Source organism: Citrobacter sp. LST-B2 (assembly GCF_057983045.1).
The window spans coordinates 254,448-270,556 of sequence record NZ_CP192598.1 but is presented as its reverse complement, the minus strand read 5'-3'; the positions used below and the strand labels follow the sequence as shown (position 1 = coordinate 270,556).

The 16,109-nt window shown below is 47.1% G+C and carries 12 protein-coding genes; 3 read left to right on the top strand and 9 right to left on the bottom strand.

What is annotated here, in order from left to right; genetic code table 11:
* Positions 1 to 71: 71 nt before the first annotated feature.
* From ACQ0PY_RS01230 to ACQ0PY_RS01205, 6 genes are all read right to left on the bottom strand, one after another.
* On the bottom strand, positions 72 to 998 hold the full coding sequence (locus ACQ0PY_RS01230; protein ID WP_048229079.1) for a hypothetical protein: 927 nt from the start codon (positions 996 to 998) through the stop codon (positions 72 to 74).
* Between the two features lie 11 nt (positions 999 to 1,009).
* Positions 1,010 to 2,566, bottom strand: coding sequence for a TnsD family Tn7-like transposition protein (locus ACQ0PY_RS01225; RefSeq protein ID WP_001324699.1), 1,557 nt, complete (start codon positions 2,564 to 2,566; stop codon positions 1,010 to 1,012).
* Positions 2,567 to 2,606: 40 nt separating this feature from the next.
* The gene (locus ACQ0PY_RS01220; protein ID WP_001049180.1) at positions 2,607 to 4,055 is read right to left on the bottom strand and encodes an ATP-binding protein; all 1,449 of its coding nucleotides are present in this window, start codon (positions 4,053 to 4,055) and stop codon (positions 2,607 to 2,609) included.
* A complete protein-coding gene (locus tag ACQ0PY_RS01215; RefSeq protein WP_000351437.1) occupies positions 4,055 to 6,178 on the bottom strand; it encodes a transposase in 2,124 nt (707 codons plus the stop codon). The genes ACQ0PY_RS01220 and ACQ0PY_RS01215 overlap by 1 nt, the downstream gene beginning before the upstream one ends.
* The gene (locus tag ACQ0PY_RS01210; RefSeq protein ID WP_000090707.1) at positions 6,165 to 7,007 is read right to left on the bottom strand and encodes a TnsA endonuclease N-terminal domain-containing protein; all 843 of its coding nucleotides are present in this window, start codon (positions 7,005 to 7,007) and stop codon (positions 6,165 to 6,167) included. Before ACQ0PY_RS01210 ends, ACQ0PY_RS01215 begins: the two co-directional genes overlap by 14 nt.
* A gap of 122 nt (positions 7,008 to 7,129) precedes the next feature.
* The gene (locus ACQ0PY_RS01205) at positions 7,130 to 8,353 is read right to left on the bottom strand and encodes a BaiN/RdsA family NAD(P)/FAD-dependent oxidoreductase (RefSeq protein ID WP_109740653.1); all 1,224 of its coding nucleotides are present in this window, start codon (positions 8,351 to 8,353) and stop codon (positions 7,130 to 7,132) included.
* Between the two features lie 230 nt (positions 8,354 to 8,583).
* On the opposite strand from ACQ0PY_RS01205, the gene pitA reads away from it, so the two are divergent.
* Positions 8,584 to 10,083, top strand: coding sequence for an inorganic phosphate transporter PitA (gene pitA / locus ACQ0PY_RS01200; RefSeq protein ID WP_042998523.1), 1,500 nt, complete (start codon positions 8,584 to 8,586; stop codon positions 10,081 to 10,083).
* Between the two features lie 63 nt (positions 10,084 to 10,146).
* On the opposite strand, the gene uspB is transcribed toward pitA, so the two are convergent.
* The gene (uspB, locus tag ACQ0PY_RS01195) at positions 10,147 to 10,482 is read right to left on the bottom strand and encodes a universal stress protein UspB (protein WP_042998524.1); all 336 of its coding nucleotides are present in this window, start codon (positions 10,480 to 10,482) and stop codon (positions 10,147 to 10,149) included.
* A 402-nt stretch (positions 10,483 to 10,884) separates the two neighbouring features.
* Between uspB and uspA the strand changes: the two genes are divergently transcribed.
* Together uspA and dtpB are read left to right on the top strand one after the other, a co-directional pair.
* Complete coding sequence (gene uspA, locus ACQ0PY_RS01190; RefSeq protein ID WP_000323571.1) at positions 10,885 to 11,319, top strand: universal stress protein UspA; 435 nt, start codon at positions 10,885 to 10,887, stop codon at positions 11,317 to 11,319.
* A 264-nt stretch (positions 11,320 to 11,583) separates the two neighbouring features.
* Positions 11,584 to 13,056, top strand: a complete 1,473-nt coding sequence (dtpB, locus tag ACQ0PY_RS01185) for a dipeptide/tripeptide permease DtpB (RefSeq protein WP_109740654.1) — start codon at positions 11,584 to 11,586, stop codon at positions 13,054 to 13,056.
* Positions 13,057 to 13,133: 77 nt separating this feature from the next.
* Here the strand turns inward: dtpB and rsmJ are convergent, their stop codons facing one another.
* Positions 13,134 to 13,904 (bottom strand): 16S rRNA (guanine(1516)-N(2))-methyltransferase RsmJ, encoded by a 771-nt coding sequence (rsmJ, locus tag ACQ0PY_RS01180; RefSeq protein WP_109740655.1) that lies wholly within the window; start codon positions 13,902 to 13,904, stop codon positions 13,134 to 13,136.
* A 7-nt stretch (positions 13,905 to 13,911) separates the two neighbouring features.
* Positions 13,912 to 15,954: an oligopeptidase A gene (prlC, locus tag ACQ0PY_RS01175; protein WP_044253702.1), complete on the bottom strand. Its 2,043-nt coding sequence runs from the start codon at positions 15,952 to 15,954 to the stop codon at positions 13,912 to 13,914.
* Between the last annotated feature and the right edge of the window lie 155 nt (positions 15,955 to 16,109).

Here is a 16,109-nt window from a genome sequence, read left to right as displayed (position 1 = left end):
TATTCCTGCCCCAGTCAAAATATAAAACCTTATCTAACTAGCTTTCTTAGTATTTTATAAATGAAGTGAAATTAGCGAAGAAGTTTTACATTGTAAAGTGAGCAAAAATATTTACCATTCAACTGGCAAAATTTACAATCTGCAGCCCTTAGCCTGAGAAAATGCACATTAACAGAATAATCATCAAGTCCGATAGAGGCATAACTTACGTCCTCAAAAATATCAGAAATAAATGAGTTGAAATTACAAAAATTAACTTCACTTAACATCTTGAACACCGCAGACATATATCTATCATGCATTATCTTGACTTCGATAACCTTAGATAAACTTGAATGCGACTTACATTTGAAGAGATCAAAGAGAAAGTAAATCAGCATATTTTTATTGTCCGAAATCCATTTTAAAATTTTATTACGTGCACATGGTAATATATACACTGGATTTTTGAAAGGGTTTGAAACGTCAACCACAAGGGAACAATAACCATGAGGATTTATTCCACTTATAATTAAGTCACTAAGTCCTTTCACTGCATTCAAATAGTTATCAAAACAAACCTCATATAAACTGGTACTATGAACTGCACATTTAGATTCAAACAACCATCTATGACGCAGATAACCAATGCCTTTAGAGTGTATATCTTCAACAATACATTTGTGACAGTAACGAATGTTTGAGATGTTTACCAATGGATATGAATTAGTTATGTGAAAATTTTTCCGACAGGCATCTTCAACAGCGTTAAAATACCCGTAAACACCAGAAGATAACGACACTATATTGGAAGTTAGTATATAACCATTTCTAGTGGCAAGAATGTCATATATATCCTGCAAGCTATGCAATTTGTACATATCAATCAGTTCGAAACGAGGAAAGGCATCGTACCTTAGTGCGCCATGCTTTGATATTATGTTCCTGCAATTGGATAAGTTATACATTATCTGTGAACGCAGAAGAAAACTGTGCCACAATTCATTTTCGTAAACCATATAACTCCCTCTTATTTAATTAGTTCCATTTTTCTGAGAAGTATCATTGTCATTGGTAGTTTATCTCTGTATTTCAAAAGCCAGCCATGCCCTCCCAGTAAAGCATCTAGACTTGTAAGTGACATCGAGTACTGCCCCTGAGATAAAACATCATTTATTAATGATGATGAGATAATATCTCTCTCGCTCCAGTCTACTCTTTTATTTTTATAGCATCGTATTGTTTTAGGAAGACAGGAATTAAGCCAGTCACATTCATGTTTATTTAGCCAATAGAAACTTGCATAACAACTTTCTTTGACTAACTTTCGTGTTATAGAAACGGATTGATTATGTATAAATCTTAATATTTTCTGCTTATGACGCCGTCTTAAAGAATCTTTTTTACATTTTTTACGCCATGAGCATAAACCGTAACAAGATGAAATTACAGAGGATACAGCTCCTTCCGATAATGAGTTTTTCTCAGCTATGGATGCCAGACTAAACCCCCTTACAGCCATAGACTTGATAAGCAATTCAGTGAATATATTAATTTTTGTGTTTCGCTTAAACGCCCTCAGGTATTTTTTATAAATAAGTGTTTTAATGTAACATCTGCTGCGACTAAATTCCTTCCCAAGGTTGCTAACACTAGTATTATTTTCAACTATATGAAAACTGTATTTCTTATGACTTTTAAAGATTTCTTTCTTTTTATTAGTACGACTTCCTGCATACGTTGGCCAGCAAGTATTTAACAAACAATAACAAAGCAAAAGATGCTTTGTGGGATGCTGACAACATTTGTCTTTGAGTATAGGCTCCCAGTAATGATAATCAGTTAGGGATGTTGGTATAAGTCCCGATGAACCCTCCCCAAATAACTGGCACTTAGCATAAACATGTGCGTAGAATACATTTTTCTTTAAATTTCCATCCAATGATAATAAATTCAACTTTTTAAGTACATCCATGTAATTGGGGTGTGTAATATCTTTTCTTCTGATTATATTTAGGGACTCATAACAAAACTTAGCAAAATCGAAGTCTATCTCATTGCTAAGTTGTTCTGTATACGAAACAGGAGGCATCAGTCCAATACGTATGTGCGGTGAAGAAGGGACATGGATGCTTTCAAGCGCTACCGGATGCCGATGGCAGGTTGTAACCCCATGAAGCTGATGCGCCAGATGCCAATAAGTAACACCATAATGAAAAGTATCTTCACGAGCGCAAACCGGGCAAAACTTCAATAGTGTGCGCTGCCCTAGTGAAAAATTACTAAGGCGGCACAATCGATTAAGCCTGGCAGGGGTCGTGTTGAAATCCATAATTTCATTACGACTGATTGGTAGTGCCCAGGCAAAAAGAGGGAGTAAAGTCTGTTCATGCCAGAGCTGATCTGCACTTTCGGATGTATGAAGAGAAATAGCCTTTAATCCTGAATTGAGAATTGGATGGACGTTCATATCAGGTTTGTTGAAAATGATCGTTAACAGAGAAGATGGGGACATACCGTACACGGTAGTTGTCCGACAAAACCGGCTGAACAAGGATTCATCAGGCAAAACAGGCAACATTCTCATTTCCCACACCTCTCTTTGACCGTTACGAACTGTTACCTCATTACAATTTATTAAGTGGATCTATATTTATAAGCCCGCAACGCTGAAGAGCATCGTAGGTATTTTTCTTTTCAGCTGTTCTGTTGATAACAAGATCGTGGTCAAGAGACAGTATTTTCTCGTCGAAATTGCGCAAAACCTCGTCTATTTTTCCTACGAATTCCTTGTGCTGTGGCCTGTCTATATCCCCAGGGATCAAAGACTTTAGGGACTTCTCTGCCATGATTTTAGCCGAAGCATCACCCTCATTAGATGCAGAGAGCCATTTAGCTTCCTCATCTTCAGTCGCGGCCCCCGGGAGTGGAGTATCCTTATATTCCTCCGTATGACTCACGAGTACCGGTACAGAGGCCGACAAGACTGCGCCAGTGATGATTTCATTGCCGCTACCGATAACCTTTAATTGTGCCCCCCGATAAATCATCTGAGCCAATCCAATATTGCCTTTAGATAAAATGAATAATTTTTCGTTTAACTCATCATTTAATGGAGTTTCAACATTTGTCCATTGTAATGGCCATAAATAATGAATAAACGATTGCCAGTCTTGTGAATCGTATCTAACATTCTTAATTTTCATGTAACCACCAGACTCTGCCCGCCTGGCAATTCTCATTTTCTTTGTCAGCGTCTCGTCAAAAGGATGATTTCCACAAAAAACCATAGATACCCCCATGGAATCTACAATTTCATGTAAAAAATCAATCAACTTACTCTCACCCCCGGTTCTTGAAAATTTAAGCCTCTGCATTTCATCAATAACAAGGATACCCAAAAATGATGATTTAATTCTTTGTGCAATCTGGCGAGCCAGAGCACCATTTCTAATCTCAGGTGTAGTTCGTTCAATACCAATTGCATCATCTAATTTTTGTAAAATCTCTTCACAAAGGTCTCTCACACTTGAATTGTATGGACAATTAATCTTTACCCATACAATTTGCTTACTGAAGCCGGGAAAAACTCCTTTATAGCTGCTGTGTTCTATAATCTGAGGGAAATGATCCATGACTTGCTCAATCATGGTAGTTTTTCCAGAACCACTCATTCCAACTATCGTAATAGTTTCAGCCTGGGATTTAAAATATCCACTTTCTGGCTCAATATCAGGACGCTCATTTCCATAGTAATGAAGATATTGAATTGTTCCGCTTTTTAAAGGATTACGAGCTGCATAGCTTTCCCTAAGTGCCCGTAAGATCATCTTATAAGCCTGGATAAGATTGGTTTGAGGGCAACGGAATTTCTTTATACGTTCGACATACTGCTCTCTAACATTCGCCGGGGCAGTCCAGCGGATTTTTTCGTCAATTTCGGGGAAATAACTCATTTCCAGAAGTACTTCATCTTCCGTAAGCGCTTCAGGAAGTGCTTCAATTAAGGGATTGCCACGATACTCAGGTAACTCCTGTTCTTTATATATCGCTGAAACGCGCCGTATAAGATTCATTATTCTGCGTCCTCAGTCTTCTTCTTACCTTTTAACCATCTTTGTTTCTCCTCCCGGCCAGGCAAAAGCAGAACATTACTGGATGAAGGAAGTAGGGGTTCAGATCTTCCATTAGCAACATGAGTTCGCCCTAATGAATCAAGTTCATTTTTCCTGTTCTTTTTAATATCTTTACCATGTACCCGGCGAGATTCGTATATTTCATTTAATCTTTCGTTACCTTTCCTGTTAAATTCATCTTTATTATTGATATTGCTGAGCGAATCCAGAGTAAATAAATTAATTTCTTTTTGAGTATCTACCCAATCAGCCATTACATCTGTATCAAGATGAGCTTTCCCTTTAAATACATCTCTTTTCTTAAGTAGGTAATGTTTTTTGAAAATGCTATTTTTGTCAAATCTTACATATATATAATCTACGCAATTGTCATCTATTCTTGCTTCACAAGTGGTTCTTCCAAATACTCTGACACCTGATGCAATTTCAGGATCACATTCATAAAAAAGATTATTGTACTGAATCCCACCGGCGGTAATGTTAGCGTTCACAGGGATTAACAATCGTGCGATCACTTCGTCGGCCCCAACGGCTCTTGCGCTGAATCTCCCGTGCTTTAAGCTTATCATCCAACTATTTTTTGGTGATATTACGAGATCATTTTCAATCAGTAAGGGATTGATATAAGCCAGTTCCTCATACGTTCTCTGATTATGTGCAAGTATCTCCCGAATCAGTAAAGACGTGACCTCCTGAATCGTTAAACAAGCCCTGGATTGCGGTGTTGGCTCTCCTTTAACAATCTTTCCCCTTCGTGTTGTTCCAATAAGCCTATGAATAACCTCATCATTCAGAATGCCGAAACAGCGTTCAACAATGCTTTTTCTGTCGCCTCTACCGACTGGCGCAAACTCAAGTTTTGTCAGGGGGGTCATCTCTTCCTGAGGTTTAAGACCAATCATCTCCCCGTTGTCACACATCAATGTTAATGGAATGTGAGAACAAGGCCAATCATCATCAGTAATAGAGATTCCAAATAATCTACAATATTCTTTTTTTGGCATAAAGCAATTTGCTAACGCTTGTCGGGCGGCTCGCCATGAAGCATGGTATAAAGAAACATGAAGGCCAACAATCATTCTTGTTGCACGATCCACCACTGTATAAATAGTAGGACGCCCAATGACTTTTCGTCTGTTTAAACTCGAAATAAGATGTACATCAGCGACAGTTGAGTCTATTTCGAAAACATCACCCGGCAAAACAGTTGTATTAGCCACACTACCTAAAAGCGCCCGCATTTTGAGGTCTATTTCTTTTTTCGTGTTCTTCTTATTTATCGAGAAATCTTTAGTGAAGAGTTTTTTATTCCAGTATGAAAATTGTTTTAAAGAAGGAACATATGGAGCTCTATTTTCTAGGTTTGCTGTTTTAATTTCATCCCTAAAATACAAATCAATATGTCTCTCTAATGTTTTCTTTATCGTATCTCCGTTAACTTTATAATGATACGTAATGAGAGATTTTCTAATATTATTTATATCTCTTTCATTAAGAATGAAAACACGTGATCGTTCATTAGGTAATGCTCTGTTTTTTTTGGAATTCCCAAGTTTAATTTCATGTTTGATTCTACTTTTCCCAGCGGCGCCACAGTTCGAGAATGCGGGTAGCAATGCATAAATATCCTGCCCATGTCGCCAATACAACGCCAGAAGCGTTCTGATAGTATATTGTGATATTTTTTTATTTCTTGAGTAATCCATTAAAAGGTGCGACTTTTTATGTAATGCATAGTCGAACAGAAACATTCTGTCATCTACAAGATCTTTAATGATATTGTAATTTTCATCTCGCCTTCCTCTGTCTTTATCTGTTAATTCTTTCTCATCTACTAACATATATGAAGGATATATATAATCTTTACAAGTTATGCTATTTGATTCAATATAATATTTAAACATTGAAAATGAGAAAGGGATTGGCTTACCCGTTCTTTCTGATTTTATTTTAAACAAAATTAACAAATCGACCTTTCTGTCAAAATCCAAAACACGGTAAAGTCCCTCTGCAAGCAAATCAGTGCCTTGAGAGAGCCAGACTGAATTCCTAATAATATCCATTTGCGTTCAGTCCTATATAGTGGTCATTGGAAATTATCTTTATCAGACCGGTTTCGAGTATTGGATATGATAAATCAACATTTATCATTTTTAATCCAATCATTGCCTGCAATAACATCATCGCTTCTTGTGCATCTACCCCAAAGATTGATGAAATCATTGCACGTAGTCCTACTATGGGATAAACATCTGGTTTAAGCTTCCATAGGATTTTATCAAGAGGATATTTATCATAAAATTCAGAACCATCTCTTAATACAGAAGTAGCCCAGCAAATGTTTTTACCGACGACGTTATTGAGTTCCGAGCCAACATAAATTTGAAACTCAACATCAATCAACTGCCAAAACATCCTCTCTATTTCAAGTTTTTGGGCTTCGCGTTCAGGTATGCTCTCGTTATGTTTTACTGCTATAGCTTTGTATCGAAGTCCGCCTTCAGGAGTTCTCAAGGTCAGTAAAAAATCGGTTGTCATAACATTCAGAACTTCGACAGGTACTCCTCTTACTCCCCTCACCATAGGATGTTGAAAATGTAGATGATTTGCTATTTGTTGGGTAAGCCGGAGAGGAAAGAGTGGGAATTGTTCCCGGATATCAATCACCGAGTCATTAAACTCAGCCAGATAGAAAAAGTTACTTTCGACAGAAGAAAGGAGATGATGGTTTCGAAACGTCTTAAGGCCAAAGACTATCGAACGGTTTCCACGGGATTTAACGTCCTGAGCTCTAAGCCAGGGCTGATAACTTTGGCCATAGCCCACTCCTATGCCGTCACCTAGCGCATTTTCATAATCCAAATAGGATTTGAGACGCCTACCCCTAGCCATGATCGTACCCTAAAAACGACATTGATACGTACCTATATGTGCATTTTATAGTCTCCAACCCTATAACCACACATTCAGTAAGTATACAACATTAGCGTCGTTTTTTGAGAATGGTTACAACTTTAGTGCTTTGTGTACAACTTTATTGTCCTCGGACACCCTGCAAGATCCTGCGCACATGCCCAGGCGCTGGACCACGCCCACTGGAAGTTATAACCGCCCAGCCAGCCGGTGACGTCCATCACTTCGCCGATAAAGTAAAGACCCGGCACCTTGCGCGCTTCCATGGTACGTGACGACAGTTCGTGGGTGTCTACCCCGCCAAGCGTCACTTCTGCCGTGCGATAGCCTTCAGTGCCGTTCGGCTGTACGCGCCAGTCGGTCAACGTGTCGATCAGCGTCTGCTGGTCGCGCACGTTGAGCTGTTTGAGCGAGACGTCAGGGATCTGCCCGAGCTGTTGCAGGCACTCGACCAGACGCTTCGGCAGCAGTATCGCCAGCGTATTCTTCAGGCTTTGATTCGGATGGGCGCTGCGCTGTTCGTTCAGGACGTCATTCAGACTGACATCTGGCAGTAAATTAATGCTGACAAATTCGCCTGGCTGCCAGAAGCTGGAAATTTGTAAAACCGCAGGACCAGAAAGGCCGCGATGGGTAAAGAGCAGATTTTCACGAAAGACGGTACCGTCCTGCGCGGTGATGACCGACGGAACGGAAACGCCAGACAGCACCTGAAGCTGCTCCAGCAGCGGTTTGTGCAGGGTAAACGGCACCAGCCCGGCGCGGGTTGGCAGAACGTTCAGACCAAACTGTTCGGCAATTTTATAGCCAAACGGTGACGCGCCCAGACCGGGCATCGACAGTCCGCCGGAGGCAATCACCAGCTTTTTCGCACCGACAGTCGCCCCGTTCAGCGCCAGCGTAAAACCGTCGTCATCCTGCGCAACGCTCAGCACTTCACTGCGTAAGCGCAGGGTTACATTGCCTTTTTCACATTCCGCCACCAGCATATCGACGATTTGCTGCGCGGAGTCATCGCAAAAAAGTTGCCCGAGCGTTTTTTCATGCCAGGCGATGCCGTGCTTACTGACGAGATCGATAAAATCCCACTGGGTATAGCGCGCCAGCGCAGATTTGCAAAAATGCGGGTTTTGGCTTAAATAAGCCGCTGGCTCAACATAAAGGTTGGTAAAGTTGCAGCGACCCCCACCGGACATGAGGATCTTACGGCCAGGCTTCTTTCCATTATCAATAAGCAGCACCCGACTGCCGGCCTGTCCTGCCTGTGCTGCACAGAACATACCTGCCGCGCCAGCGCCTATAATAATGGCATCAAACCTTTCCACTTTACGTTCCTCTCTGAATTCAGGGCGTGAATTGTAAAGTTATCTCAGTGGTCGCACCAGCGACAAAATCCTTAGGAAGAAGTATTTATATGAAATATATAAGATAATTCTTTATGGGCACTATTGTATTCAGACGTTAAATCAAAAAAAGTCTATATTTCACTTTGCCCGCGCCGCTAAAGTCACTGATAATGCGCCGCGTTCATGTCCTCAAGATGGCGTAACGTCCTATGCTACATTTGTTTGCTGGCCTGGATTTACATACCGGGCTTTTATTATTGCTTGCTCTGGCTTTTGTGCTGTTCTACGAAGCAATCAACGGCTTCCATGATACAGCCAACGCAGTCGCAACCGTGATCTACACCCGTGCGATGCGTTCGCAACTTGCGGTGGTCATGGCTGCGGTGTTCAACTTCTTTGGTGTGCTGCTGGGCGGTCTCAGCGTAGCCTATGCCATCGTGCATATGTTACCGACCGATCTCCTGCTCAACATGGGATCTTCGCATGGACTTGCGATGGTGTTCTCCATGCTGCTCGCCGCGATCATCTGGAACCTGGGTACCTGGTACTTTGGGTTACCCGCCTCCAGTTCCCACACGCTGATCGGCGCGATTATCGGCATCGGTTTAACCAATGCCCTGATGACCGGCACGTCAGTGGTGGACGCACTCAACATCCCGAAAGTCATCGGTATTTTTGCCTCGCTGATCGTCTCGCCCATCGTTGGCCTGGTGGTTGCAGGCGGCCTGATTTTCCTTCTGCGTCGCTACTGGAGCGGGACTAAAAAACGTGCCCGTATTCACCTCACGCCAGCGGAACGTGAAAAGAAAGACGGCAAGAAAAAGCCGCCGTTCTGGACCCGTATCGCCCTGATTCTTTCGGCTATCGGCGTGGCCTTCTCGCATGGCGCGAACGACGGTCAGAAAGGCATTGGTCTGGTCATGCTGGTTCTGATTGGTGTGGCGCCGGCGGGCTTCGTGGTAAATATGAATGCTTCGGGTTATGAAATCACCCGTACCCGTGATGCCATCAACAACGTCGAAATCTACTTCCAGCAGCATCCTGATCTGCTGAAACAGGTGACGGGCGTCGATCAGCTGATTCCGTCTCCGGAACCGGCCGCAACGCAGCCGGCAGAATTCCACTGCCATCCGGCAAACACCCTTAACGCGCTGGATCGCGCGAAGGCGATGTTGTCGAACAATGTGGAAAGCTATGACAAGCTGAGCGTTGAGCAGCGCGGCCAACTGCGTCGCATCATGCTGTGCATTTCCGACACGACCGATAAAGTGACGAAACTGCCGGGCGTGAGCGCTGACGACCAGCGTCTGCTGAAGAAACTGAAAACCGATATGCTGAGCACCATTGAGTATGCGCCAATCTGGATCATCATGGCGGTCGCGCTGGCGCTGGGTATTGGTACCATGATCGGCTGGCGCCGCGTGGCGACCACCATCGGTGAGAAGATTGGTAAAAAAGGCATGACCTATGCTCAGGGGATGTCTGCGCAAATGACGGCAGCTGTCTCTATCGGTCTGGCCAGCTACACCGGGATGCCGGTGTCCACCACCCACGTACTCTCTTCCTCCGTCGCGGGGACGATGGTTGTCGACGGTGGCGGTCTGCAACGTAAAACGGTGACCAGCATTCTGATGGCGTGGGTGTTCACATTACCCGCCGCGATTCTGCTGTCCGGTACCCTGTACTGGATCTCGCTGAAGCTGATTTAAGCGCAAAGAGAAAAGAAATTACCGTAGCAAGCGGGTCAGGAAACTGGCCCGCTTTTTTTTTGCTCAGTGCCAAATCAACAGGGCAATAAGACTGACCACCACGAGCCCACATAGCGCGCTGGTCAGAATGAACTGACGACGTACCCGCTCACAGCGGCGGATAAACTCATCATCATGATGATCGCGGTAGCGCTGGGCGTAGATATACCACACCAGGCGTACCTGCTTATTGGGTTGGCCGTGCGAGGTGAAAAAGCCGCCCCCATCAACATACTGATAGAGCAAAGGATCGCAACCACGAAGTACCACGAGCAGCGCGCGTAGCGACGAGAAATAGCGCGCCATATTCACAATGCAAACAACACATAATGCCCAGAATAATGCAACGGTGCTTATCATACGACCTCCCCGGCGACCCGCCCACGGAGCTCCGCTCCGGGACTACCGCTCCCCGAAACTTGCCAGACAGTCAATGAAAAAGTACGACTAAAAACCGCTCGTTTTGAGCTTATCATCAGAGCGGCTCTCTAAATAGTGTAGGAGATCAGTTAATTTTTTTGCCAGAAGGTTAATCACTATCAATGCAATTATCTAAATATTTTGTTTAACTATTTGGTAAGCAAGGCGGATTGACGGATTATCCAGGTCGCTATACTGTAAGGATAGTCTCTACAATTCACTTCATCGCGGCTGAGCTAGCCCCGCGTAGACATATCGCACAGTTCGCAGGACGCGAGTGACGCAAGGTAGAAAAATCGCTAGCTGGCTGGTCATCGACAACTTTATGGAAGGAGTAATACTATGGCTTACAAACATATTCTCATCGCGGTTGATCTTTCTCCGGAAAGCAAAGTTCTGGTAGAAAAAGCCGTCTCTATGGCACGGCCGTACAACGCAAAAGTTTCCCTTATCCACGTTGATGTGAACTACTCTGACCTGTATACCGGCCTGATCGACGTCAATCTGGGCGACATGCAAAAACGCATTTCTGAAGAAACTCACCACGCGCTGACCGAACTGTCCACCAACGCAGGCTATCCGATTACCGAAACCCTGAGCGGCAGCGGCGATCTGGGTCAGGTGCTGGTTGACGCCATCAAGAAATACGACATGGACCTGGTCGTTTGCGGTCATCACCAGGACTTCTGGAGCAAACTGATGTCCTCCGCGCGCCAGCTGATCAACACTGTTCACGTCGATATGCTGATTGTTCCGCTGCGCGACGAAGAAGAATAAAACATCGCTAACCGGGTTATCCGGTCATGTCAGAGCGCCCGCCTTTGCGGGCGTTTTTGTTTCTGTCCTCTCCACAAGCGATCAGTACAACCTCCCATCCCTCCAATCATAATTAGTGTGATCAACTGATTAGAACGAAATCAATCTGTATAATACTCTACGCTACCGGCTAATGGCCGCAGTCTATAACAGAGTCAGACTTTTTCGGCGCGTTTCGTATTACGCGTTCATACTTTTCGGGATGGCATTGAAAGGCGAAGCAATATGAATACATCTGCACCAACGGGTTTGCTGCAGCAACCCCGCCCGTTCTTCATGATCTTTTTTGTCGAGTTATGGGAACGATTTGGCTATTACGGCGTTCAGGGTATCCTGGCGGTTTTCTTTGTTAAGCAACTGGGATTCTCACAAGAGCAGGCGTTTATCACCTTCGGTGCCTTTGCCGCACTGGTCTACGGTCTGATCTCGATTGGGGGGTACGTTGGCGACCACCTGCTCGGCACCAAACGTACGCTGGTGCTGGGCGCGGTTGTGCTGGCGCTTGGTTACTTCATGACGGGAATGTCGCTGCTCAAACCGAACCTTATTTTTATCGCGCTTGGGACGATTGCCGTCGGCAACGGTCTGTTTAAAGCGAACCCGGCAAGCCTGCTCTCCAAATGCTATCCGCCAAAAGATCCACGTCTGGATGGCGCATTCACACTGTTCTACATGTCGATAAACATCGGTTCGCTGCTGTCGCTGTCGCTGGCGCCGGTGATCGCAGATAAGTTTGGTTATGCCGTCACCTATAACCTGTGCGGGGCAGGGCTGATTGTCGCGCTGCTGGTCTATTTCGCCTGCCGCGGGATGGTGAAAGATATCGGTTCCGAGCCAGACCATCTGCCGATGAGCTTCCGCAATCTGCTGTATGTCCTGATCGGCACCGTGGCGATGGTCTTTCTCTGCGCCTGGTTGATGCACAACGTGAAAATCGCCAACCTGGTGCTGATTGTTCTGTCGATTGCGGTGACCATTATCTTCTTCCGCCAGGCTTTCAGGCTGGATAAAACCGGGCGCAACAAGATGTTTGTGGCGTTTATCCTGATGCTCGAAGCGGTACTGTTTTACATTCTGTATGCGCAGATGCCGACATCACTGAATTTCTTTGCCATCAATAACGTTCACCATGAGATCCTCGGTTTCACTATTAACCCGGTGAGCTTTCAGGCACTGAACCCGTTCTGGGTGGTGGTTGCCAGCCCGGTGCTGGCGGCGATCTACACGCGTCTGGGTAGCAAAGGCAAAGACCTGACGATGCCGATGAAGTTTACCCTCGGGATGTTCCTGTGCTCGCTGGGCTTTCTGACCGCCGCAGCGGCAGGCATGTGGTTTGCCGATGCGCAGGGACTGACGTCACCGTGGTTTATCGTACTGGTTTATCTGTTCCAGAGCCTCGGCGAGTTGCTGATTAGCGCGCTGGGGCTGGCGATGGTCGCGGCACTGGTTCCGCAGCATCTGATGGGCTTTATTCTTGGGATGTGGTTCCTGACGCAGGCTGCTGCGTTCCTGCTGGGGGGTTACGTCGCGACCTTTACTGCCGTCCCGGAAAACATCACCGATCCGCTGCAGACATTGCCGATCTATACCGGCGTGTTCAGTAAAATCGGGCTGGTGACGCTGGCTGTCACCGTCGTAATGGCGCTGATGGTGCCGTGGCTGAACCGGATGATTAATACACCGGATACCGCGCAATAATCGTGATTGCCGGATGGCGGCTCACGCCTCATCCGGTCTACCCACACCGCGTCGTAGCCCGGATACGCGAAGCGCCATCAGGCGATCTGTTCATCCACCAGAGGCGTGCCGGGATAAATATCAAACCGGTGCCCTTTGGTCACCACCGCATTCGGCGTAGCAACATCCGCCAGCGGCGGCGCGTAGTCCGGGCGTTTCACCACCACGCGTTTGGTTGCGAGCTGACGCGCTGGTTCCAGCAAGCCGTCGGCGTCCAGATCCGGGCCCACCAGCGACTGAAAGACCCGCATCTCTTTTTTCACCAGCGCGCTTTTCTGTTTGTGGGGAAACATCGGGTCGAGATAGACCACCTGCGGACGCGGCGTGATATCCGTCAGCGCCGTCAGGCTGGAGGCATGGATCAGCTGCAGTCGTGCCTGCAACCACGGGCCGATTTCCGCATCGGCATAGCCGCGCGCCAGACCATCATCAAGTAGCGCCGCCACCACCGGGTTACGCTCCAGCATCCGCACATGACAGCCGACCGAGGCCAGAACGAATGCATCACGCCCCAGACCCGCAGTCGCATCGACGACATCTGGCAAATAGTCGCCTTTAACGCCCACCGCTTTTGCCACCGCTTCACCGCGACCGCCGCCGAACTTGCGGCGATGGGCCATCGCCCCGCCGACAAAATCCACGAAAATACCGCCGAGCTTCGGTTCATCGCGCTTACGCAACTCCAGATGCTCCGGTGTCAGCACCAGCGCCATCAGGTTGTCTTCGTCGTGTTCCAGTCCCCAGCGGGAGGCCAGAACAGATAAGGCGCCGTCTCCGGCGCCTGTTTCATCCAGTAAACAAATTTTCACTGAAGAACTAGCCTTTAATTCCGTAATGCTCAAGCATCGCGTCGAGCTGCGGCTCGCGGCCACGGAAACGTTTGAACAGTTCCATTGGCTCTTCAGACCCGCCACGCGTCAGGATGTTATCCAGGAATGACTGGCCGGTATCGCGATTGAAAATGCCTTCTTCTTCGAAGCGAGAGAACGCATCCGCAGCCAGCACATCAGCCCACAGGTAGCTGTAATACCCCGCCGCATAACCACCGGCGAAAATGTGACTGAATGCATGCGGGAAACGCCCCCAAGACGGCCCCGGCACCACGGCGACCTGTTTTTTGATTTCCGCCAGCGTTTCGAGGATTTTCGCCCCTTGCTGCGGGTCAAATTCCGCATGCAGACGGAAGTCAAACAGACCAAACTCCAGCTGACGCAGGATAAACAGCGCCGCCTGGTAGTTCTTCGCCGCCAGCATTTTATCCAGTAATTCCTTCGGCAGCGGTTCGCCAGTCTCGTAATGGCCGGAGATAAACGCCAGCGCGTCCGGTTCCCAGCACCAGTTTTCCATAAACTGGCTCGGCAGCTCGACCGCATCCCACGGCACGCCGTTGATCCCGGAAACGCCAGCGGTCTCGATGCGGGTCAGCATGTGATGCAGGCCGTGACCAAATTCGTGGAACAGAGTGATCACTTCATCGTGGGTGAACAGCGCCGGTTTGCCATTCACCGGGCGGTTAAAGTTACAGGTCAGGTAAGCGACCGGTTTTTGCAGTGAGCCGTCGGATTTACGCATCTGACCGACGCAGTCATCCATCCACGCCCCGCCGCGTTTGTGCTCACGGGCATAGAGATCGAGATAGAAGCTGCCGCGCAGTTCATTGTTTTCGTCATACAGCTCAAAGAAACGCACGTCCGGATGCCAGACATCCACATCCTTACGCTCTTTTGCGGTAATACCATAAATACGTTTCACCACTTCAAACAAGCCGTTAACGGCTTTGTTTTCCGGGAAGTACGGACGTAATTGCTCATCACTGATGCTGTAGAGATGCTGCTTCTGTTTTTCGCTGTAGTACGCGATATCCCACGGGTTCAGCTCATCGACGCCAAACTCCGTTTTCGCGAAGGCGCGCAGTTGCGCCAGCTCTTTCTCGCCTTGCGGACGCGCGCGTTTTGCCAGATCGGTTAAAAACTCCAGCACCTGCTGCGGGTTTTCCGCCATTTTGGTGGCGAGCGATTTAAAGGCATAGCTTTCAAAGCCCAGCAGTTGCGCCAGCTCGTGGCGCAGGGCGAGAATTTCCGCCATCACCGGGCTGTTGTCCCATTTTCCGGCGTTAGGTCCTTGATCGGACGCCCGGGTCACATAGGCACGATACATCTCTTCACGAAGCTGCCCGTTGTCACAGTAAGTCATCACCGGCAGGTAGCTCGGGATATCCAGCGTCAGCAGATAGCCTTCCTGCTCTTTCGCTTCAGCCTGTGCTTTTGCTGCCGCCAGCGCGCTTTCCGGCATCCCGGCCAGCTCTGCTTCATCAGTAATCAGCTTCGTCCAGCCCATGGTGGCGTCGAGGACGTTGTTGCTGTACAGGTTGCCCAGTTCAGACAGGCGGGTGGCGATCTCACCGTAGCGCTGCTGTTTTTCTTTCGGCAGGCCAATCCCGGAGAGTTCAAAATCACGCAGCGCGTTATCCACGGCTTTTTTCTGTGCGGTGTTCAGCGTGGCGTAATGATCGCCGTCACGCAGGTCGCGGTATGCCTTGTATAAACCTTCATGCTGACCGACCCAGGTGCTGTATTCCGATAGCAGCGGCAGGGTTTGCTCGTAGGCTTCGCGCAGTTCCGGGCTGTTTTTTACTGAATTCAGATGGCTGACCGGAGAAAAAATACGCCCCAGGACGTCATCGACTTCCGCCAACGGTTGGCAAAGATTTTCCCAGCTGTAGGGTGCGCCCTGTGCTACGACGCGCTCCACATTCTCACGGCAGTCGTTCAGCGCTTTGGTTACCGCCGGGACCACATGTTCCGGCTGAATGTTGGAAAAAGGCGGTAGCTCGAAAGGCGTCAGTAAAGGATTGGTCATAAACGCTGTCCTGTTAGAATAAGGTGAATGTCGCGCGCGTCCGGCGCTGTGCAATATCCCTGTAGAATGGGGATAAGTGTAGAGGATTTCAATGCCAGGCGTTGCGCTTTCGCGGCAGCGGTGAGTTTTCTGTATACTGTGGCGATAGGCTTTTT

What these genes read in the sequence shown, in the direction of transcription:
- uspB (WP_042998524.1), bottom strand. Translation starts at nt 10,482, where the DNA reads ATGATAAGCACCGTTGCATTATTCTGGGCATTATGTGTTGTTTGCATT.
- dtpB (WP_109740654.1), top strand. Translation starts at nt 11,584, where the DNA reads ATGAATACATCTGCACCAACGGGTTTGCTGCAGCAACCCCGCCCGTTC.
- prlC (WP_044253702.1), bottom strand. Translation starts at nt 15,954, where the DNA reads ATGACCAATCCTTTACTGACGCCTTTCGAGCTACCGCCTTTTTCCAAC.
- ACQ0PY_RS01220 (WP_001049180.1), bottom strand. Translation starts at nt 4,055, where the DNA reads ATGAATCTTATACGGCGCGTTTCAGCGATATATAAAGAACAGGAGTTA.
- pitA (WP_042998523.1), top strand. Translation starts at nt 8,584, where the DNA reads ATGCTACATTTGTTTGCTGGCCTGGATTTACATACCGGGCTTTTATTA.
- ACQ0PY_RS01225 (WP_001324699.1), bottom strand. Translation starts at nt 2,566, where the DNA reads ATGAGAATGTTGCCTGTTTTGCCTGATGAATCCTTGTTCAGCCGGTTT.
- uspA (WP_000323571.1), top strand. Translation starts at nt 10,885, where the DNA reads ATGGCTTACAAACATATTCTCATCGCGGTTGATCTTTCTCCGGAAAGC.
- ACQ0PY_RS01215 (WP_000351437.1), bottom strand. Translation starts at nt 6,178, where the DNA reads ATGGATATTATTAGGAATTCAGTCTGGCTCTCTCAAGGCACTGATTTG.
- ACQ0PY_RS01210 (WP_000090707.1), bottom strand. Translation starts at nt 7,007, where the DNA reads ATGGCTAGGGGTAGGCGTCTCAAATCCTATTTGGATTATGAAAATGCG.
- ACQ0PY_RS01230 (WP_048229079.1), bottom strand. Translation starts at nt 998, where the DNA reads ATGGTTTACGAAAATGAATTGTGGCACAGTTTTCTTCTGCGTTCACAG.